This window comes from Pseudoalteromonas sp. DY56-GL22 (assembly GCF_041414715.1).
GTDB classification, from domain to species: Bacteria; Pseudomonadota; Gammaproteobacteria; order Enterobacterales; family Alteromonadaceae; genus Pseudoalteromonas; species Pseudoalteromonas simplex.
On the sequence record NZ_JANHZR010000002.1, the window covers coordinates 83563 to 104944 of the forward strand.

The 21382-nt window shown below is 42.3% G+C and carries 21 protein-coding genes; 18 read left to right on the plus strand and 3 right to left on the minus strand.

Features of this window, described 5'->3' with window-relative positions; all coding sequences use genetic code 11:
* Window positions 1-67 precede the first annotated feature (67 nt).
* The 6 genes from NO991_RS04385 (at window position 68) to NO991_RS04410 (ending at window position 4868) form a co-directional block, all read left to right on the plus strand.
* Window positions 68-274 (plus strand): hypothetical protein, encoded by a 207-nt coding sequence (locus tag NO991_RS04385; protein ID WP_187490769.1) that lies wholly within the window; start codon window positions 68-70, stop codon window positions 272-274.
* The gene (locus NO991_RS04390; protein ID WP_300362867.1) at window positions 271-861 is read left to right on the plus strand and encodes a pentapeptide repeat-containing protein; all 591 of its coding nucleotides are present in this window, start codon (window positions 271-273) and stop codon (window positions 859-861) included. Before NO991_RS04385 ends, NO991_RS04390 begins: the two co-directional genes overlap by 4 nt.
* A 31-nt stretch (window positions 862-892) precedes the next feature.
* Window positions 893-1477 carry a GNAT family N-acetyltransferase gene (locus tag NO991_RS04395; RefSeq protein ID WP_300546003.1) on the plus strand — a complete coding sequence of 195 codons (585 nt, stop codon included), beginning with the start codon at window positions 893-895 and terminating at the stop codon, window positions 1475-1477.
* Entirely contained in the window at window positions 1471-2205 is a 735-nt protein-coding gene (locus NO991_RS04400) for an alpha/beta hydrolase (protein ID WP_300360098.1), read from the plus strand. The genes NO991_RS04395 and NO991_RS04400 overlap by 7 nt, the downstream gene beginning before the upstream one ends.
* 168 nt (window positions 2206-2373) lie before the next feature.
* On the plus strand, window positions 2374-3216 hold the full coding sequence (locus NO991_RS04405) for an isopenicillin N synthase family oxygenase (protein ID WP_054551580.1): 843 nt from the start codon (window positions 2374-2376) through the stop codon (window positions 3214-3216).
* A 203-nt stretch (window positions 3217-3419) separates the two neighbouring features.
* The gene (locus NO991_RS04410) at window positions 3420-4868 is read left to right on the plus strand and encodes a DEAD/DEAH box helicase (RefSeq protein WP_371351711.1); all 1449 of its coding nucleotides are present in this window, start codon (window positions 3420-3422) and stop codon (window positions 4866-4868) included.
* A 42-nt stretch (window positions 4869-4910) separates the two neighbouring features.
* Here NO991_RS04410 and NO991_RS04415 read toward each other — a convergent pair whose 3' ends face one another.
* Window positions 4911-5663, minus strand: coding sequence for a DUF3307 domain-containing protein (locus NO991_RS04415; RefSeq protein WP_371351712.1), 753 nt, complete (start codon window positions 5661-5663; stop codon window positions 4911-4913).
* Window positions 5660-6274 carry a hypothetical protein gene (locus NO991_RS04420; RefSeq protein WP_300416698.1) on the minus strand — a complete coding sequence of 205 codons (615 nt, stop codon included), beginning with the start codon at window positions 6272-6274 and terminating at the stop codon, window positions 5660-5662. The genes NO991_RS04415 and NO991_RS04420 overlap by 4 nt, the downstream gene beginning before the upstream one ends.
* A 156-nt stretch (window positions 6275-6430) precedes the next feature.
* Between NO991_RS04420 and NO991_RS04425 the strand changes: the two genes are divergently transcribed.
* The 11 genes from NO991_RS04425 (at window position 6431) to NO991_RS04475 (ending at window position 16976) form a co-directional block, all read left to right on the plus strand.
* Entirely contained in the window at window positions 6431-6925 is a 495-nt protein-coding gene (locus NO991_RS04425) for an NYN domain-containing protein (RefSeq protein WP_300360107.1), read from the plus strand.
* A 370-nt stretch (window positions 6926-7295) separates the two neighbouring features.
* The gene (nagK, locus tag NO991_RS04430) at window positions 7296-8210 is read left to right on the plus strand and encodes an N-acetylglucosamine kinase (protein ID WP_209326492.1); all 915 of its coding nucleotides are present in this window, start codon (window positions 7296-7298) and stop codon (window positions 8208-8210) included.
* Entirely contained in the window at window positions 8210-9322 is a 1113-nt protein-coding gene (gene nagA / locus NO991_RS04435; protein ID WP_371351713.1) for an N-acetylglucosamine-6-phosphate deacetylase, read from the plus strand. The genes nagK and nagA overlap by 1 nt, the downstream gene beginning before the upstream one ends.
* A gap of 63 nt (window positions 9323-9385) precedes the next feature.
* Window positions 9386-10516, plus strand: a complete 1131-nt coding sequence (nagX, locus tag NO991_RS04440; RefSeq protein WP_166339410.1) for a transmembrane glucosamine N-acetyltransferase NagX — start codon at window positions 9386-9388, stop codon at window positions 10514-10516.
* A gap of 210 nt (window positions 10517-10726) precedes the next feature.
* Complete coding sequence (gene nagB / locus NO991_RS04445; protein ID WP_054551572.1) at window positions 10727-11521, plus strand: glucosamine-6-phosphate deaminase; 795 nt, start codon at window positions 10727-10729, stop codon at window positions 11519-11521.
* Between the two features lie 114 nt (window positions 11522-11635).
* On the plus strand, window positions 11636-12553 hold the full coding sequence (gene nudC, locus NO991_RS04450) for an NAD(+) diphosphatase (RefSeq protein ID WP_138601666.1): 918 nt from the start codon (window positions 11636-11638) through the stop codon (window positions 12551-12553).
* A 19-nt stretch (window positions 12554-12572) separates the two neighbouring features.
* Window positions 12573-13751 carry a cystathionine beta-lyase gene (locus tag NO991_RS04455; RefSeq protein WP_138619295.1) on the plus strand — a complete coding sequence of 393 codons (1179 nt, stop codon included), beginning with the start codon at window positions 12573-12575 and terminating at the stop codon, window positions 13749-13751.
* A 115-nt stretch (window positions 13752-13866) separates the two neighbouring features.
* Window positions 13867-14685, plus strand: coding sequence for an ABC transporter permease (locus NO991_RS04460; RefSeq protein ID WP_199530112.1), 819 nt, complete (start codon window positions 13867-13869; stop codon window positions 14683-14685).
* Window positions 14682-15590: an ABC transporter ATP-binding protein gene (locus NO991_RS04465; protein WP_138619291.1), complete on the plus strand. Its 909-nt coding sequence runs from the start codon at window positions 14682-14684 to the stop codon at window positions 15588-15590. The genes NO991_RS04460 and NO991_RS04465 overlap by 4 nt, the downstream gene beginning before the upstream one ends.
* A gap of 2 nt (window positions 15591-15592) precedes the next feature.
* Entirely contained in the window at window positions 15593-15967 is a 375-nt protein-coding gene (locus NO991_RS04470; protein WP_054551567.1) for a PH domain-containing protein, read from the plus strand.
* 220 nt (window positions 15968-16187) lie between these two features.
* Window positions 16188-16976 carry a putative porin gene (locus tag NO991_RS04475; protein ID WP_054551566.1) on the plus strand — a complete coding sequence of 263 codons (789 nt, stop codon included), beginning with the start codon at window positions 16188-16190 and terminating at the stop codon, window positions 16974-16976.
* Window positions 16977-17033: 57 nt separating this feature from the next.
* Here the strand turns inward: NO991_RS04475 and NO991_RS04480 are convergent, their stop codons facing one another.
* Window positions 17034-18884, minus strand: coding sequence for a M2 family metallopeptidase (locus NO991_RS04480; protein WP_054551565.1), 1851 nt, complete (start codon window positions 18882-18884; stop codon window positions 17034-17036).
* Window positions 18885-19052: 168 nt separating this feature from the next.
* Here NO991_RS04480 and NO991_RS04485 point away from each other — a divergent pair, with 168 nt between their 5' ends.
* A complete protein-coding gene (locus NO991_RS04485; protein WP_300545419.1) occupies window positions 19053-21332 on the plus strand; it encodes an acyl-CoA dehydrogenase in 2280 nt (759 codons plus the stop codon).
* Window positions 21333-21382: the final 50 nt, after the last annotated feature.

Sequence of the window (21382 nt, forward strand, 5' to 3'; positions counted from 1 at the left end):
TAAGGTGTATGCCTTAGGGTTTTTTTGTGCTTAAATGAATATTTAGTATGTTCTTCAAGGAAAGAGTATGAATATCAGTGCAACTTTTTTAGGTTATTTTGTACTTGTTCTGTTCCCACTGTTTGCCGCTATCAGCTATTACTTAGGTAAGCGTAAAACCTCAACACCAATCGTGGTGGCAATTATTGGTGGCTTACTAGGGCTAATTCCATTGTTTGGTCTTATTTTTATTGCTGTACTTGCGCTTAAACAAGATATTGAGACCACCGCGTGATCGCAAGCCATTCCCTTTATTTTGAGCACACCTTTGAAGCAAACCTTGCAGGACAAACATTTTCGCATTGCGAATTTGAGCAATGTGAATTTATTGACTGTGACTTTAGCAATAGTCAGTTTGAAAACTGTCGGTTTATAGAGTGTGAGTTTAAAAATTGTAATTTAGCTGCGCTTGAGCTTAGATACACCTCGCTTGAAGAAGTAAGCTTTAAACAGTGTAAATTAACCAGTGTTCGTTTTACTGATGTTGATTGGCCGCTACTCGCCAGCCGTGCTCCAGTGAGTTTTGTTGGCTGTGAACTTAGCCACAGCAGCTTTTTTGAACTTAGTTTAAAAGCTTTAAAAATGCGTAGCTGTTTTGCCAAAGATGTTGATTTTAGACATGCAGATTTAACATCTGCTGATTTTACTAATACGGACTTTCGTGACAGCTTGTTTCAACAAACCAACCTCAGTAAAGCTAATTTTATTGGTGCCAGTCATTTCGCCATTGATATAACAGCTAACAATATCAGTAAGGCCAAATTTGAACGTTATGCCGCTTTGGATTTATTAGCAGGGCTCGATATAGAGCTGGTGGATTAAATATTATTACTAATTAAGGTTAAGGAAAGTTATGGATTTAAGCCCCATCACCTTAGAAGGTCAATTTGTTAAATTAGTGCCGTTAACGCTTGAGCACCGTGATGCTTTAGTAAACGCCGCTTCAGATGGAAAGCTTTGGGAGCTTTGGTTTACCTCAGTGCCCAATGAAGAACGTGTTGACGATTATTTAAATATGGCGTTTGAACAACAGTCAGTTGGTCGCGCAATACCATTTGCTGTCATCGATAAACACACCGATGAGGTGATAGGCTCAACTCGCTTTTGTAATATCGACAGTAAAAACCGCCGTTTAGAAATTGGCTATACCTGGTATGCCAAGCGTTTTCAGCGTACTGGGGTTAATACTGATTGTAAAAAACTGCTACTGAGTTATGCATTTGAAATACTTAATGTGATTGCTGTTGAGTTTCGTACCCATTGGCATAATCAGGCTTCGCGCAATGCCATTGCTCGCTTAGGGGCGAAACAAGATGGGGTGCTTCGTAATCACCAAATAATGGCTGATGGATGCGTACGCGACACCGTGGTGTTTTCAATTATTGATGGTGAGTGGCCTATGGTTAAACGTAGTTTAGAATTCAAATTAGCATGTTAAATATTAAAAAGGCGGCGCTATTGCTCGCTTTAACGCTTTGCGGGCAAACAGCCTTTGCAAATCAAACAGAGACACTGTTTGATACTGAGCGGGCACGCCATATTCCGGTGACCATTACAGCAGCCGATAGCAAATGCACGATAAAGAAGAAATGCCCCGTGGCGTTTATTGGGGCAGGCTATGGTATGGCACATACAGACTATCAATTTGCCCAGCAGGCCTTTCATCAGCATGGTTACTTAACGGTTGAAGTTGCTCATGAGTTAAAAGGCGATCCGAGTTTAAACCCTGAGCCACCCTACATGACCACCCGTATGGAAAACTGGCACCGTGGTGTACAAACCCTTGAGTTTTTAGCCGTAGAACTTGCAAAGCGATACCCTGCGTATGACTTTAATCAGCTCACTTTATTTGGGCACTCAAATGGCGGTGATATTGCAGCGTTATATGCCGCTATTTATCCTGCTAAGGTGGCTAAGCTGATCACCCTTGATCATCGTCGGATGCTGACCCCAAGAAACAAAAATATTGCTGTACTGACACTACGCGGTAGCGATTACCCAGCAGATGACAACGTATTGCTAACGCCGCAAGAACTTGCTATGTACCCAGTGACGCAAATTAAGCTTAAAGATTCGCGCCATAACGATATGTATGATGGTGGCCCAAAAGCGCTTGTAGAACGAATGAGTAAAGAGCTCAACGCATTTTTACTTGCTAATAAATAGCAAATGATTTGTTGCTTGATCTGTATCAAAGTTAAGGAGCTAAGCAAGGTGGAGCGGACATAAGTCCTTATGTTTTTACCTGTGTTTCTCTATCCTCGCGAAGCGCTATAATGAAGAAATGCTATGCTTAGCACAGACTTCTTGAACCTTATTCACTGGAAAAGACAAATGCAACATTTACCTACCGTTGATTATAAAGCGAGCGATGCGGCCGCTCAATTTGTTGAGTCACTAAGAAACACAGGTTTCGGTGTACTAAAAAATCACCCAATCCCTCAGTCATTAGTTGAGTCTATTTACAAAAATTGGCAAGAATTCTTTAATTCTGAGCAAAAGCACGAGTTTTTATTTTCAAAAGAAACACAAGATGGTTACTTCCCACCATCAGTGTCAGAAGTTGCAAAAGGCTTTACCGTTAAAGATATTAAAGAGTACTACCACGTTTATCCAAAAGGCCGCGTTCCAGCACAGCTAGAAGAAGAAATCCGTGAGTACTACCGTTTAGCGAATGAGTTTGCAGCAACATTATTAAGCTGGGTTCAAGCTGAAGCACCAGAAGAGGTGCGCGCTAAGTTCTCTATCGACCTTAAAGATATGATTGCTAACTCTGAGCAAACACTTCTGCGTATTCTTCATTACCCACCAATGACAGGTGATGAAGAGCCAGGCGCAATCCGTGCAGCAGCGCATGGCGACATCAATCTACTAACTGTATTACCTGCGGCGAATGAGCCAGGTTTACAAGTACAAAAAACAGATGGTGGTTGGTTAGACGTACCATGTGATTTTGGTAACCTGATCATCAATATTGGTGACATGTTACAAGAAGCGTCAGGTGGTTACTTCCCATCAACGATTCACCGTGTGATCAACCCAACGGGTAAAGCGTCAACGAAATCACGTATTTCGTTACCACTATTCTTACACCCGCGTCCTGATGTTGTGCTTTCTGAGCGTTACACAGCAGACAGCTACTTACAAGAGCGTTTACGCGAACTTGGTGTCAAGTAAAGATTGGTTATACCCGAACCACCTTGAGGTGATTTGGGTATATAAGACAAAGCGGCATTTGAGCCGCTTTTTTTATGCCTGAAATTAGGCTGCTCAGTTCGCTATTAAGTGCTAGTTTGCAAATAATTCCATGCATTATTGACTATCCTAGGTATAATGCGCGCACTTCGCCGAATCGGCTGAAATTTTTAAAGAGAGATAGTATGAGTTTTGATGGGTTAGGTTTATCACCAGCTTTAGTAAATGCAGTTTTAGAAAAGGGCTATGAAGCACCAACGCCTATTCAATCACAAGCTATCCCTGCGATCATTGAAGGCCGTGATGTTATGGCCGCAGCGCAAACTGGTACAGGTAAAACAGCAGGTTTTACACTGCCGTTAATCGAGCGTTTGTCAAAAGACCCTAAAGCCGGTGGCAATAAAGTACGTGCATTAGTATTGGCACCAACTCGTGAGCTGGCTTTACAAGTAAGCGAAAATGTTGAGCAATACGCTAAGCATTCAAATGTTAGCTCATTTGTTGTTTATGGCGGCGTTAAAATTAACCCGCAAATGATGCGCCTTCGTAAAGGTGTTGATATTTTAGTAGCCACACCTGGTCGTTTATTAGACCTACACAATCAAAATGCTGTTAAGTTTGATGATTTAGAAGTGCTGATCCTTGATGAAGCCGACCGTATGCTTGATATGGGCTTTATTCATGACATCAAACGTATCATTGCTAAATTGCCTGCTAAACGTCAAAACTTGATGTTCTCAGCGACTTTTTCTGACGAAATTCGTGAACTTGCAAAAAGGCTCATTAACGACCCCGTTGAAATTTCAGTCGCGGCAAAAAACACCACAGCTAAAACGGTTGCTCAATCTGTTTATGCGGTAGATAAATCACGTAAAACAGCATTACTTAGTCATTTGATCCGTACTAATGATTGGCAACAAGTATTAGTATTTTGCCGTACCAAGCATGGTGCAAACCGTTTAGTTAAGCAGCTTGAACGCGATGATATTGTCGGCGCTGCGATTCATGGTAATAAATCGCAAGGCGCTCGTGTTAAAGCACTCGAAGGCTTTAAATCCGGTGAAGTGCGCGTACTAGTTGCAACCGATATCGTTGCCCGTGGTCTTGATATTGTTGAGCTACCGCACGTTGTTAACTACGATCTACCGAATATTTATGAAGATTACGTACACCGTATTGGCCGTACAGGCCGAGCGGGTGCATCGGGCCATGCTATTTCGTTTGTAACAGTAGATGATGCCGACGATTTATATGGTATTGAACGCTTTATTGGTGAGCTTATTCCGCGTGCAACAGAAGCAGGTTTTGAGCCAAGCAAACCAGTTGCTGAAAGGCCACTAGATACGCGTCCAATCAAGCCGAAAAAACCAAAGAAACCGAAAAAGCCAAAAGCACCAGCTCAAGATGGTCAAGGTGCAGCAAAACCTTCACAAAAGCCAAAACCTAAATCGCAAAAGCGACCTTCACAAGGTAAGTGGCAGGGTAAGGGTAAAGAGCAGGGCCAAAACCAAAAAGGCGCTAACAACGGGAATAAATCAAATAACACTAAACCAACAGGTAATAAACCTGCGGGTAATCGTCAGCGTGTATCGGGGCCATCTCGCCCAAGACGTAAGCCCGCTGCGGATAGTTAATAGCAGTAAAAACAAAAAACGCGCAATTGCGCGTTTTTTGTTTTAAATGAGTTTAATGCAATATAAGGTGGCGACACCAATAAAGAGTGTCACGGTGACACTTAACAAAGTGCCCAGCATGACATATTCAGTAAGTTGTTTTTCGCTACTTTCTTTTAAATCACCGAATCGAAAGATAGATTTGGCCGCCAGTAGAAAGCCCACGCCGCCGTATTCACCTAACAAGATAAAGCTCAACATTAACACTCGCTCGAGCAAGCCTATAAAATGCCCCGCGGCAGGAATACTGCCTTCATTGTTTATCTGAATATTGATTTTCTCAAACAGCATGCGAATAAACACAGAGCTTGGGTTAAGCACCAATAAATAAGCTGCAATAACAAACAAAGTATCGAGGGCAATCAGCTTCTGCCACGCTAAGCTATAAAATTCATTCTTATCACTAAGCCAAACGCTTAGCATTACAATCACAACAAAATGCGCCAACTGGTCGAGTAAAAACGGCACTACGCCTTTATTTGAATACGACTTTGCCAAGTCAATGACATAGTGGCTTAGCATAATCGCAACCATTGCTAACAATACACGAAAGAACTCTTGCCAGCCGTAGGTGTATTCCCACAGTGTGAGCACAGCTAAAGAGGTCACGCCGTGTGTTAATACGTGCAAATAGAGCTTACTAGCACGAAAGTGACGGTTGTTTCTATCGTGAACCCAGCTCATTGGCTGCCAATAAAAGTCAGCAAGTAAGTGGCCCAGTACTAACGCGGTGAGTAGTAGAGCAAAACTGGTCATAACAATCCTTTGAGTGTGGTTTGGCTATAATTTATAAAGCGCTCGATAAGTTGATAATGGGCTAGGTTGAGTAACTTAGTGACATTCTCTCGGCTAGTATTAAGTTCTTTGGCAAGCTCTGCATGGCTGTTGTTCTCGGCGGTTAAATAATAAAACAGGGCATTGGCCTGCTTTTGACTCATTTTTTCAAGCAACACTTCGACAAGCGCAATATTAAGCGCAAAGGCTTCTTCAAGGGGGTTATTTTCAATATTTAACACTAAGCGTTGTTGGCTCATGTTATCTAAACCACGGCCAGATAAAGTATAAGCACTACCTGTGGCTGTTTTAATATCGGCGCGGGGGTTATCGAGTGAGCCAATAGCCAAACTTTGTCGCAGCTCGTAATTGGCTGCTTTCATTTGCAAATACAACAAGATTGCTGCATGACATACAAGCTCTGGCTCTGTTAGCTGTATTTGCAATGCATCGCCACGATAAATGGTAAAGCTTGCATTAAAGCGCTTAGCAACAAAGCGCAAGCTTTGATCAAGCTGATAAAGCATGGCGTCGTATTCTTGTTGTGGAATTTTTTGTGATTTAATTAAATCACCGCTGATCACCGCAATCATTATGATCCCTTAGATTAAGTAACTTAATTTAGTTACATCGCGATAAGTAACCAAATTTGGTTACTTTGTTTTATGTAACCAATTTAGGTTACTTTTTCGTAAATATCAACCTAGATATGCTACAGTGAACACAAATCTCTAAAGAACAGAAAAATTATGTCAGCAGTTGATAAGCCAAGAGTCGGTATTTTTGTAGATGTACAAAACATTTATTACACCTGTAGAGAAAGCTATAAGAAAAACTTTGACTACAATGCCTTTTGGGCACAAATGAGCGAACGCTACCAAATCGATTGCGCCATTGCGTATGCAATATATCGTGGCGATGAAAAGCAATCGCAGTTTCAAAATATTCTGCGCGCAATTGGCTTTGAGGTAAAACTGAAACCTTTTATTCAGCGCAAAGATGGCAGTGCGAAAGGGGATTGGGATGTTGGCATAACCATTGATATGCTAGAGCATGCTAAGCAGCTCGATAAAATGGTATTACTTTCGGGTGATGGTGATTTTGCATTATTACTTGGTCACTTATCGAATAAGTATCAGCTACCGTGTGATGTCTATGGGGCAGAGTACCTCACAGCAGATATTTTAAAGCAAGCTGCTGCTGAATTTCATTGTATTGATGATTCACTGTTACTCTCAAGGTAAAAAAATATTCCTATAAAAATAAAATGTTTAACTAAAGTATTATTTCAGCTAAGCTAACATTAGCTACACTTGATGATAAATAAAGGAATAGTCACGCACAACGCACTAAATTATGCAAAAAAGCATAAATAAAGGTGTTAGAGGACATTGTTGATGTGGTTTCTAATTTTCTTGTCTGTTAAATAAAGCGTTTTAATTCAATAAATTAAAAATAAATATGAAAGTTATACGAATTTTTATAAAAAATATAATGACAACGCTGTCATTTGTTGTGTAACATTAAATCAACAAAGGTTGAGATGATTTCGCATTCTGATAAGAAAAATAATGCGATTTAGACAAAAACTAAACGAAGGCTAGGGGTCGTTAAATGATGGCGAAGAGTGTGAGTGAGGACCAATTGTTTATTGGTATTGATGGCGGCGGAACGAAATGTCGCGCAACTATCTACTCTGTTAAACAAGGTGTATTAGGAACTGGCCTAGGTGGTCCTGCAAATCCATTACATGGTTTGGAACGTACTCTCGAATCAATTATGGTCTCAACACAATTAGCACTTCGTGATGCGGGTTTACCGCTTGAAACCGTTCATCAGCTTTATGCCGGCTTAGGTTTAGCAGGCGTAAACCTACCAAGTTTGTACGACAAGATTATGGAATGGGAGCATCCATTCAAACAAATGTTCCTCACCACCGACTTACATACAGCCTGTATCGGCGCCCATGAAGGGAGTGATGGTGCGGTGATAATCACAGGTACTGGCTCTTGTGGTTTTTCTTGCGTAAATGGTCGCACAACTAACTTTGGCGGTCATGGCTTTGCTCTAGGCGATAAAGGCAGTGGTGCCTGGATGGGTCTTGAAGCAATAAAAGCGACCTTATTAGACCTTGATGGCCTAGGCGAATCAACAAATCTGACTAACGTGATCACCGAGCATTTTGCAGCTGACAATGCGATGGCGATTGTTGAGCAAATGTCTGGTCAGCCTTCGAGTAGTTTTGCTAAATTAGCCCGCTATGTATTTGAAGCAGCTAATAACAACGACAAAGTTGCGGTTTCGATTGTGAAAGAAGGGGCTGATTACGTTAGTAAATTAGCGCAGCGCTTATTAGAGAATAACCCGCCACGTTTATCTATGATTGGCGGTTTAGCTGAGCCATTAAATAAATGGCTTGCAGAAGATATTGCGAAACGCGTTGAATCTCCTATTCAACCACCGGAAATGGGCGCTGTGTACTTTGCTCAGCAATCTGTGCTTGAACAAAACCAAGAGGTAAGTTTGTAATGACGATTTATCATGCAAGTTCATTGTTTACCGGTGATGAATTTTTATCTGATGTGTATTTTAGCGTCGACAATGGTGTGTTTAAGCATGTTGAAGCAGATGCTAATGCCATTACGCTAACGGGTTTAGTGGCCCCCGGTTTTATTGATGTACAAGTGAATGGCGGTGGCGGTGCGTTTTTTAACGCTGAACAAACGCCAGATTGCTTAGATAGAATAGCCAAAGCACATGGTCAGTTTGGTTCAACAGCGATTATGCCAACGCTGATCACTGACCAAGTCGAAGTCATGGCAAAAGCGGCCGATGCCACTGCACAAGCAATTGCTGAAGGTGTTCCGGGCGTAATGGGTGTGCACTTCGAAGGACCGCACCTTTCATTGCCGAAAAAAGGCACCCACAGCGAGCAATTTATTCGCCCTATTACAGAGCAAGAATTTGCAATTTATGCCCGCCAAGACTTAGGCATTAAAATGGTAACCCTAGCGCCTGAGAATGTCAGTGCTGATGATATCGCGCGCTTAGTCGAGTGTGGTGTAAAAGTATCAATTGGCCACACCAATGCAGACTTTGCGACCACCAATGCTGCACTTGCTGCAGGGGCAGATGGTTTTACCCACTTATTTAATGCTATGTCAGCATTTACATCGCGAGAGCCGGGTGTTGTGGGTGCTGCACTTTGGGATGATAACAGCTGGTGCGGTTTAATTGTTGATGGTCACCATGTACACCCATCATCAGCTAAATTAGCAATTCGCAGCAAACAGCGCGGAAAAATTATGTTAGTCACAGATGCAATGCCACCTGTGGGGACTGATGATATGGAGTTTGATTTCTTTGATGGTCGTAAAGTTATTCGTACTGGCGATAGATTAAATTCAACGACCGGTGAATTAGCAGGCAGCGTACTTGATATGGCAAGTGCGGTGCGCAACACAGTGAACACATTGGATGTTAGCCTTGCTGAGAGCTTACGTATGGCATCACTTTATCCTGCACAATATTTAGGTTTACATAGAAAAGGTCGCTTACTGAGCGGGTTTGACGCTGACTTTGTGGTGTTAGACGAACAGCAAAATGTACAAGCCACCTTTATTGCTGGAAAAGCGCTATAACAAGCTTCCCTGGTAAAAACCCCGCCGTTGTATCGCGGGGCTTTTTCTATTTAAGGTAATACAATGACAACAACACAACCAACAAGAAAACGTTTGGCATCGCTGGATGCACTGCGCGGCATGGATATGTTTTGGATATTAGGCGGACAGTCACTATTCGCAGCGCTCTTCGTTTTAACTGGCTGGACTGGCTGGAAAGTTTTTGAAGCACACACAGTGCACAGCGTTTGGCATGGCTTCACATTTTACGATCTGATTTTCCCATTGTTTATATTCTTATCGGGTGTTGCGATGGGGTTAGCCCCGAAACGCATTGACCATTTACCGTTTGATGAGCGCAAAGTGTATTACCGTAAGGCGGGTAAACGTCTTTTACTATTGTGTTTATTAGGTATTTTGTATAACCACGGCTGGGGCACAGGGATGCCGATGGCGTTAGATGAAATTCGCTATGCCAGTGTGCTTGGCCGCATCGCTATTGCGTGGTTCTTCTGTGCAATGTTGGTTTGGCATACTGGTTTACGAACACAAATTATTACCGCTGCGGCTATTTTAGTGGGTTATTGGTTACTACTTTGTTTTGTTCCAGTGCCGGGTGGCAGTGCTGGTGACCTTTCAGCAGCAGGGAGTTGGAATGCATGGTTTGATGCACACTTACTGCCGGGGATTAGTTATCAAAACCGTGTAGTAGACCCAGAAGGTGTGTTGTCGAATATCCCTGCGATAGTTAATGCATTAATGGGTGTGTTTGCAGGTCAATTAGTGGCACGTGCTCAGCAAATTGGCGAGTGGAAAATGACCGCCTTATTGTTCGCCGCAGGTGTGGTAAGTGTATGCTTAGGCTGGTTATGGGATTTACAGTTCCCAGTAAATAAAGAACTTTGGACCAGCTCATTTGTGCTTGTGACCGTTGGATGGAGTGCCATATTGCTCGCCGTATTTTATGCACTGGTTGATATTTTACCGGGGCAACGCGCTGCGTATCCATTTGTGATCATAGGTGCAAACTCGATTATTATTTATTTAGCGTCAAGTCTAGTGAATTGGGGTTATGTAAGCCAAAGCGTATTTGGTGGGGTGGTTCGAGCTGTGCCAGCGGCATGGCAACCCCTGATGGCGGTAATTGCATTATTAGCAGTACAAATGCTGGTGTTGCATTGGATGTATCGCCGTAAGATCTTTGTTAGTGTTTGATAATTATTAAACACTAACAAAAAGAGTAATTTTTTATTCACTTTTACTTTACAAAGATAAAACTAGAAGTGATAATGACAGCGTTGTCATAATGGTTGTAGCTACTGCATCGTATCCTGGCAGTGGTTTGATCTAAAACCCAGCTCGATTGCACGTGGGGTTGGGTTTTAGGTCCCATTTTTTTCCAACTTATAATTAGAGCTAATCGATATGCAAATAGTGATTCTTGATGATGCAGCCCAAGTTGCAGCGTATGGTGCCAACATCTTTGCTAAACAATTACTAAAAAAACCAGCCTCGGTACTCGGTCTTGCCACAGGTTCAACACCTGTTGCTTTGTACCAACAACTGATCGAAAAAAATAAAGCTGGCGATATTTCGTTTAGCCAAGCGACAACATTTAACTTAGACGAATATTTAGGTTTAACTGGCGAGCATCCTCAAAGTTACCGTTACTTTATGAATGAGCAGCTGTTTAACCATGTTGATATCGACAAACAAAACACCCATGTACCGCCGGGTGATGCAGTAAATCCGCTTATTGCTTGTACTGAATATGAGCAAAAAATCACAGCGGCTGGTGGTGTTGACGTACAACTACTTGGTATTGGCCGTAATGGTCACATCGGTTTTAACGAACCTTCATCAGGTTTGACATCACGCACCCGTGTAAAAACACTGACGAAAGCGACGATTGAAGACAATGCACGATTTTTTGCAGAAGGCGAATATCAACCGCATTTATCAATCACTATGGGCATTGGCACTATTTTAGAAGCCAAAAAAGTTGTGCTTTTAGCAACGGGTGCAAGTAAAGCGGATGCCGTTCATGCCATGGTAGAAGGCCCGTTAATGGCTAAATGCCCAGCTTCAGCACTGCAACTTCATAAAGATGCGGTGATCATCATTGATAAAGCTGCCGCGAGTAAATTAGAAGATTTAGAGTTCTATCAGCATATTGAAGCTGAGAACCAAAAACTACAAGCGCATCTAGCGACCTTGTAAAATTGTGAGAGAGAATAAAAAAGCCCAGTTTGGGCTTTTTTTATGCCTGTAATAAATTGGGTTTATTATCCGCTTATGGTAGTTTTAGCGAGTAAACTATTTTCAAGGAACGCCATGCTGAATTACTCTCAAATGCCATTGGATCGTGCATCAAATCGCCGTAAAGATCCAAAGTGGTTAAAGGCTCAAATGAATTCTCAGAGTCGCTGGTTATTGGTCAATAACAATCAAAGTTTATTTGTTAAAGACAGTCCTGAAGTGTGTTATTTACGCTTATCTCAAGTGGATCATCTCGATTTATCAAAAGGCATTTTATTGGGTCTAGACGACGATGATGTGGCGCATTTTGCTTTAGATGTCAGCCATGTTCCAGACTCACTCATTGAGCCTATGCTTAATGGCGCTGAATTTGTTGATATTCGCAAGTTAGGCCCACAAGTTGAGCTAAAACAAGGCTCGATTGCCGCACTGGCAAGGGGCTTGTGTTTTTGGCACGCAACGCACCGTTTTTGTGGTCGTTGTGGTCATGAAAATAACATGGTTGAAGCAGGGCATTCACGTTTATGTGAGAACCAAACTTGCCAGCATCAAACTTTTCCGCGAACTGATCCTGCGGTGATTATGATCGTGACTAAAACCTTTTCAGATGGAGTTGAGCGCTGCTTACTAGGCCGTCAAGCAAGCTGGCCTGACGGTGTTTTTTCAACTCTTGCTGGTTTTGTTGACCCAGGTGAAACACTAGAGCAGGCCGTTGCCCGCGAAGTCATGGAAGAAGCCGGTGTTGCGGTGACAGATATTCAATATATCGCGTCACAGCCTTGGCCATTTCCATCATCAATCATGTTTGGCTTTATGGCCACAGCGGTTTCAGAAGATATTCAGGTAGATAAAGACGAGTTAGACGATGCAAGATGGTTTAGCCGTGCTGAACTTAATGAATTTGGCCAATGGCATGAGCAGGGTAGCCATCTTAAACTAACCCGACAAGATTCTATTTCTCGATTTTTGGTTGAGCACTGGCGCAACCTGTAAAGCACAGCTTGGACAAATTATGACAAAGACAAATAAACATACCCAAATCGTCTCTGCAGGGCGTAAAAAAGCATATACACAAGGGGTTGTGAACCCTGTGGTGCAACGTGCATCAACAGTGGTATTCGATTCAGTGGCTGATTTAAAAGCAGCGGCGAAGAAGCGAGGCGACAAAACGTTATTTTATGGCCGTCGCGGTACGACGACACATTTTGCTCTGCAAGAAGCGATTGCTGAACTTGAAGGCGGCGAAGGCTGTGCGCTCTATCCATCAGGTGCGGCTGCAATAAGCAATGCGCTGCTATCGTTTGTAAAAACAGGCGATCATATTTTAATGGTGGATACCGCTTACGAGCCAACCCGTGATTTTTGCGACAAAATACTGGCTGGATTAGGTATTGAAACAACCTATTACCCACCGGGAATTGGCGCAGGAATTAATGAGCTTATCAAAGATAACACTCGCGTATTGTTTTTAGAATCACCAGGCTCAATCACTATGGAAGTACAAGATGTGCCAGCCATGGTTGCTAAGGCTAATGAGCGCGGTGTAATGACCATGCTAGATAACACCTGGGGTAATGGTCTGCATTTTAGACCGCTTGAGCATGGCGTAGATATTAGTATTCAAGCAGCGACAAAATACATTGTTGGTCACTCTGATGTGATGATGGGTGTGGCGGTCGCTAATAAAAAGTATTGGCCAACCCTTCGAGAAAATTCATACCTACTAGGGCAATGCACCTCTGCGGATGATGCTTATTTAGCGCTACGTGGTCTGCGTACTATGGCTGTGCGTTTAAAACAGCATGAACAAGCCGCCATCGAAGTGGCTAAATGGCTTGAAACACACCCATTGGTTGATCATATTCGCCATCCCGCTTTTGCAACGTGCCCGGGTCATGAGTTCTTTAAACGAGACTTTGATGGCAGTAACGGCTTATTTTCATTTGTAATGAAGCAGGGTAATCAACAAGCAATTGATGCGTTCTTAGATAGCCTGCACCATTTTAAAATGGGCTTTTCTTGGGGCGGCTATGAGAGCTTGGTCACGGCAAACCTGAGCATGAAAGGGCTTCGCTCTGAAACAGGTTGGTCACAAGGCCCGGTAATAAGGCTACACATTGGTCTTGAAGATGTGGCTGATTTACTAGCCGATCTTGACCAAGCGCTTGCAGTGTACGAAAGCCACCTCTAGGTTAAAAGTTTATACTTTGTTACATAAGACCCGCTTGTCGGGTCTTTTTTTTCTGGTAATTCAAGCTGTTTCAACTTAGTGTAATTCTAATAATAAAATTCATTAAGGATTATGAGTGACGCAGTTACATCCTAAACGCCTTGCACAAATTGCCCAATTTGAGCTGGTACGACTATTTCTGACCAAACGTGGTTTGTTGGCGGTTGCCGCTTTTGCCATTTGTTGGCTACTTATTTTACGCTATCCCATTGCCCAATCTGTGACCTTGATTAGCTCACCTGATTTTGCCGACTTTGCAAGGCAAGCATTTGGCGCCATTGGCATCAGTAAATTACTTGATTGGCCTGAATCTGAACTTGCCGTTTATTGGCTGGTTGCCTTATTTAGTTTCCCAAGCTTTTGTTTGTTTTTATGTAGTGACCAAACAGTGGGCGACAGACAGCGAGGTACGTTACGCTTTTTATCACTTAGAGCTACTCGTTCAGAAATTATTATTGGCCGCTTTTTAGGACAGCTACTCATCTTAGCGGCATTGTTGTTTGTTACCTTGATGGCAACGGTTGCAATGCTTGGCTATCGTGAGCCAAGTTTACTGCTTTCTGGCTTATCGCGAAGCTTTATGTTGTTATTTTATTTGCTTGTTGCAGTTATGCCATTTATTGCCTTGATGAGCTTTTTAAATACATTTGCCCGTTCATCGCGTCTTGCGTTTGTTTTGGCTATTTTGTTTTTTGCTGGCGGTAATATTGTGATTGGCTTACTAACATGGCAATGGCCTGCATTTGAGGTTTTAAATTACATATTTCCGGGCTATCAACTTGATTTAATGGCAGGTCAACGTGCAGGTGTGACACTGGCTCTTGGTTTACCACTTTTACAAACGGCAGTGCTACTGGTTGCTGGTGAACGAATTTTTGCAAGGAGCTCATTATGACCGTTTTAATTCAAGCACAAGGCTTGTCAAAAAACTACGGGGCTAAGCGAGCGCTCGATAACGTTAGCTTTGAGATAAACAAAGGGGCACCGGTAGCGCTAGTTGGTCCTAATGGTGCAGGTAAAACAACGTTATTCAGTTTGTTATGTGGCTATATTTTACCTAGCTCAGGAAAGCTATCGGTAATGGGGTATACCCCAGGCAGTGCGGCGTTATTTGGTAAGCTAACCGCGTTACCGCAAGATGCCCAGCTTGATCCTCGTTTTAGTATTGCGCATCAACTTAACTTTTATGGCCAATTACAAGGGCTCAGTGGTGCGGTTCGTAAAAAAGAAACGGCTCGCGTCTTAGAGTTGGTTGGTTTATCAGAAGTGGCTAAGCAACGACCAGATGATCTTTCTCATGGTATGCGTAAGCGAGTGACGATTGCACAGGCATTAATTGGCTCACCTGAAATAGTGATGCTTGATGAAGCAACTGCAGGCCTTGATCCAATTCATGCTCGTGAGGTAAGGGAGCTGGTAAGTTCTTTAAGTAACGAAGCAACATTTATTTTAAGCTCCCATGACTTAACTGAACTTGAGCGTTTATGCTCACAAGTTTTACACCTCGATAAAGGGGTGTTAAGTGAGCATCAAGCCCGTTCTAGCACGCAAGATAATAAACACTTTATTACGCTGCAGTTAAATCAACACTATGATGATGTAGAAGCAAAGCTTGCTGGCCTTGCCGATGTACATCATGTTTATATGAGCCAAGCAAAAGAATATGTGATCGAGTTTGAGAAAACCGCAGAGCCTTTTGACATCAATCTTCTACAATTTTGTTATCAGCAAGGTTGGCAGTATCGTCAACTGGTAAATGGTCACACACTCGAAAATCAAATTTTTCATAAGGAGAGCTAGTTATGGGTCTATTAAGTGGATTAATGGGTAATGCAAGTGAAGTCGATAACGACGACTTAGAAGAGCTGCTTGCTAATACATTGATTGATGGTGAAACAGTTCAAAAAGCCTATAAAGTTATTCGTGATATGTTCATCTTTACTAATAAAAGATTAATTATCATAGATAAACAAGGTGTTACCGGTTCTAAAGTTGAAATGCTGAGTATTGCTTACTCAAAAATTACTAAGTTTAGTAAAGAAAGTGCCGGGCATTTTGACCTAGATGCTGAACTGAAAATTTGGGTTGGTTCAGATCCAACGCCAATCAGTAAAGACTTTAAAGCAGGAGATAACATTAATGAGGTTTATAGAATTATAAGTCAATTTGCTTTATAAAGTACTGACAAATCTTGTTTTTTTATTAAAAGTTGGCTAAAAGATGAAAGTTTTGGCCAACTTTTTCTTTACATTTACCGACACTTTATTACAATTAATCAAGTAAAAACAAACGCTTAGTTAAGTTTCCATTCAGTTTTCTGACGTTAGCATGTGCCCAACTTAGCCATCAGGCTAGTTTTCAACAGCAATGAAACAATGTTAATAGGGAAATCTGTTTATGAAAAAGTTAGCAGTTATTATTTCGAGTATGCTTCTGTCAACTGCCGCGACTGCTGCGGATAGTTACCAATCAATTAGCCATTTAGGATACAAGGACACCGATGGCAACGACACTGTAAGTGTTGATTCAACTTATTACTTCGCACCAAAGAAAACGATGGGTCCATACGACCAGTTTGAATACATCAACAGAACAACTAACGTGTTTGGTTCGTACGCAGATGATGACTTTGGTGATGTGACTAACATCGGCGGTGAGTACTTCGTACAAGATTTTGTAATCGGTGCGGGTTACAGCAATTACGATTACGGTTCAGACACTGATTTATTCAATGTGTCTGCGGGTTACTTCTTTAACCCTAACCTTCTTCTAAAAGCGACTTTCACTGACGTTGAAGATGGTGATAACTATGTAATGTTCGACCTTAAGTACAATCATCAAATTAACAGCACTGATTACTTAGGTTTCACGTTCACTGCAGACGACGAGTTTGATTATCGTGCGGTTAGCGCTAAATACTTTATGGATCTTCAACAAGGTAATTACCTAACGATTGAAGGTACAATTGCTGATACTGATGATAGTGGTAGCTCTTGGGAACTAGGTTCTAACTACTACTTCTCTAAAGCAACATCAGTATTTGTAACGTTTAATAAAGAAGATGACTACAGCTTTGGTGCTCAGCACTTCTTTAATAAAAACGTTGGCTTAAAAGCTGGTTATGCAAACAACTGGGATGACTCAGACTACGATGCATACTTTGCAAACCTAAGCTTACAGTTTTAATCATTAATTTGATGATATAAAAAAGCCCGCATTATGCGGGCTTTTTCGTTTTTATCATTACCAACCGCACTGGCGGCCTTCATTTTGCTCATCAAGGTATTTTTGTAACGGTGCAAAGTAATCTAAGATTGCTGTTGCATCCATTTCTTCTTTACCAGTGATTGTCGCAAGTGCTTCTTGCCATGGGCGGCTTGAGCCCATTTCTAACATAGCATTTAGTTTTTCACCAGCCTCAGCAGAGTTGTATACAGAACAACGGTGAATCGCTTCTTCGTTACCGGCAATTTCACATAAACTTCTGTGGAAGTCGAATTGTAAAATGTGCGCTAAGAAATAACGTGTGTAAGGCGTGTTGCCTGGTACGTGATACTTAGCACCTGGATCGAAGTCTGCTTCGCTACGTGCGATAGGCGCTTGTACACCTTGGTATTTTTCACGTAATTCCCACCACGCTTTGTTGTAGTTCTCTGGCGTTACTTCACCTGAGAAAACTTTCCAGCGCCATTGGTCTACTAATAAACCAAATGGGATAAATGCTACTTTGTCTAATGCCATTTTCATTAACAGGCCGATATCTTTAGATTCATCAGGCACGTCGTCTAATAAACCAATTTCTTTTAAATAACCTGGCGTTACAGAAAGTGCAATGGTGTCACCAATCGCTTCGTGGAAACCATCGTTCGCACTTTCTTGATAATAAATAGGCTGTGTGTTGTAGGCGCGTTGGTAGAAGTTATGCCCTAGTTCATGGTGAATAACAGAGAATTCTTCACCTGTGCGTTGAATACACATCTTAATACGTAGGTCGTCTTTGCTATCAATATTCCATGCAGATGCATGACATTGTACGTCACGGTCTTGCGGTTTAGTGAATAGCGAGCGCTCATAGAAGGTATCAGGCAGTGGTGCAAAGCCCATTGAGGTGAAGAACTTCTCAGCACCACGTACCATTTTAAGTTCGTCGTAATCGTGTTCAGCTAATAGTTCTGTTACATCATAACCAGGATCGGCATTTTCTGGTGCAACAACGTCGTAAATGTTACCCCATGTTTGGGCCCACATATTACCTAGAAGGTGAGCTGGGATAGGTTGATCTTGCGGGACTTTATCTTCGCCATATTTTTCACCTAGCTTGGCACGAACATGACAATGTAATGAATCATATAGCGGTTTAACTTGGCCCCAAATGCGGTCGAGTTCTTTTGCAAAATCATCGGCTGGCATGTCGTATTTACTACGCCACATAGCACCTGTATCTGCATAACCTAGCTCTTTTGCACCTTCATTGGTGAGTGCAACTTGTTGCTCATAAAGCGGGCGCATAGGTTTTGAAACTTGTCGCCAGCCTTGCCATAAATCAAGCAATTCATTGTAATCACGGCTCGTTGCCATTTTAGCAGTCATCTCGCCAAGGCTTAAACAGCTACCATCTTCTTTACAGTATTTACCTTTACCATAAATACCCCCTAGCTCAGCCACTAATTGTGAGAGCTTAGCTGTTTTTTCAGCATCTTGTGGAGCAGGTAAGGTAAGTGCGAGTTTAAGTTTATCGAGTTTACGACGTGCATCGTAATCAAGCTCTAAACTATCGAACTTTGCGGCTTCATTAGCAAGACGAACCACAGCTTCTGTCATTTTGCGATTTACTTCAGCAGATAGTTCCGCAGTATCATGGGTGATGAAGTTGGCATAAATCCACTCAGCACGACTTGCTTCTAAATAAAGCGCGCTTAATTCTTTTTCAGTATCGGCGATAAATTTAGCGGCATCTTGTGCGGTTACTTGGCTTGTTTTGACTTCAGCAGTCGTTGTTTTAGTGCTCGCAGTGTCATCATTACAGCCTGTAAGTGCTAGTGCACTGGCGACCATAAGCGCGCTGATGCTGAGCTTAAATGGAGTCTTTTTCATAACGTTCCCTAGAAGTTTATTGTTATTTATTGCCCATGCATAATAGCAGTGTCTTAGTAAACAACAAACTGCCTAGTTGAAAACAAGCTAAGTAAGCGCTGCTTACGTTGTATTTATGGCACGATCAGTCATACTTGAACCAGTTAAATAAAATAAAAGGATTGCACAATGACGACCGTAATCATTCTGTTACTAGTTGCTGTGATTGTAATTTTTGCTGTGAAAGACATTCGCATCAATCTTGTCACACGACCTACGTTTAGACTATTTAAAAAAGTTTTGCCGCCGTTATCGCAAACAGAACGTGAAGCTATGGAAGCGGGTGATGTTTGGTGGGACGGTGAGTTATTCAGTGGTAACCCTGATTGGCAAAAGCTGCATCGTTTTCCTAAACCTGAACTCAGCGAAAAAGAGCGCGCATTTATGGGTGAGCAAGTCGAAACTTTGCTAGCCATGCTTGATGATTATCAAATCGTGCAAAAAGATAAAGACCTACCAAAAGAAGTGTGGGACTACCTAAAAAAAGAAGGATTTTTTGCACTAATCATTCCTGAAGAATTTGGTGGCCGAGAGTTTTCAGCCATTGCTAATTCAACCATTGTATCGAAAATTGCAACTAAGAGCTTAACCGCTGCGGTCACCGTTATGGTCCCCAATAGCTTAGGTCCTGGCGAATTACTTCTTCATTACGGTACCAAAGAGCAACAAGAGCGTTGGTTGCCAAGCCTAGCTAAGGGCGATGATGTGCCTTGTTTTGCATTAACGGGCCCTGAGGCTGGGTCTGATGCAGGCAGTATTCCTGATACTGGGGTGGTTTGTAAGGGCATGCATAACGGTGAAGAAGTGATTGGCTTAAAACTTAACTGGTCAAAACGTTATATCACCCTTGCGCCAATCGCCACAGTACTGGGTCTTGCATTTAAAATGTACGATCCTGAAGGTTTATTGGGTGATAAAAAAGAGCTTGGCATCACGTGTGCACTTATTCCGACAGATCACGAAGGTGTGCAAACAGGTGAGCGTCATTACCCGTTAAACATGGCATTTATGAATGGCACAACGTACGGTAAAGATGTGTTTATTCCGCTTGATTGGATCATCGGTGGCGAAAAGGGCGCAGGTAGAGGTTGGCGCATGTTAGTTGAATGTTTAAGTGCGGGCCGCGGTATTTCGTTACCGGCACTTAGTACGGCAACAGGTCACTTGGCTTCAAGAATGACATCAGCCTATGCAACCGTTCGCCAACAATTTGGTGTGTCGATTGGCCAATTTGAAGGTGTTCAAGAAGCACTCGCTCGCATTGGTGGTTTAACTTACACCTTAGAATCAGCGAGGCTAATGACCGCAGGGGCGATAGACTTAAAATTGAGTCCATCTGTGGTTACCGCTATAGCTAAGTACCATATGACTGAAATGGGCCGTACAGTTATGAACGACGCGATGGATATTCATTCTGGTAAAGGTATTCAAGTCGGGCCGAATAACTATTTAGCCCATGGCTATATGGGGATCCCGGTATCGATTACCGTTGAAGGTGCAAATATTCTGACTCGTAACTTGATGATATTTGGTCAAGGCGCTACCCGTTGTCATCCATTTGTTTTAAAAGAAATGGAAGCAGCAGCAATGGAAGACCAAGATGTTGCTTTAAAAGAATTTGACTCATTACTGCTGCAACATATTTTATTTGCTGGCAGTAATGCTGGTATGGCATTTGTGCACGGTTTAACGCGCAGTTACTTCGCTAAAGCCCCTGTCTGTGGCGCAACCACTGGTTACTATAAACAGTTAAGTCGCATGAGTCGTGGTTTAGCATTTTGTACTGACGTTGCGATGCTAGTATTAGGCGGTGAGTTAAAACGCAAAGAGATGATTTCGGCACGTTTAGGTGACGTGCTTAGCCATTTATACCTTGCTTCATGTGTATTGAAACGTTATGAAGATGAAGGGCGTCAGCAAGCTGACCTACCATTTGTGCAATATGCCGTTGAGCATTCGTTATTCTGCATTGGTCAAGCATTCGATGGCTTCTTTAAAAACTTCTCTAACCCAGTGGTTAATTTTTTACTAAAACGTATTGTGTTCCCTCTGGGTAATCATTACCACCGTCCAAGCGATGAGTTAGCACAAACAATGTGTGAGCACATGAGCAAACCAGGGGTCTTTAGAGACAGATTAACCCATCTTTGTTATGTTGATGAAAATGCAGGCACGGGTGTCATGGAAAATGCCTTTTTAGCCATGATTGACACCCATGAAGACTTTAAGCAGCTTCGTAAATGGCAAAAAGAAGGCACTATTGCCAAAAACCTTGAACTTGAGGGCGCAATTGCCGCAGCAGCAGAGAAAAACTTGATAAACGAAACCGTTGCAGAGCGTATGAATCAAGCCAATGAGCTACGTAAACAAGCGATAGCCGTTGATAACTTCTCCCCCGGCGAGCTGTAACTTCTTGCCAAGTTGAAATAATTAAAGCCTTGCATTTGCAAGGCTTTTTT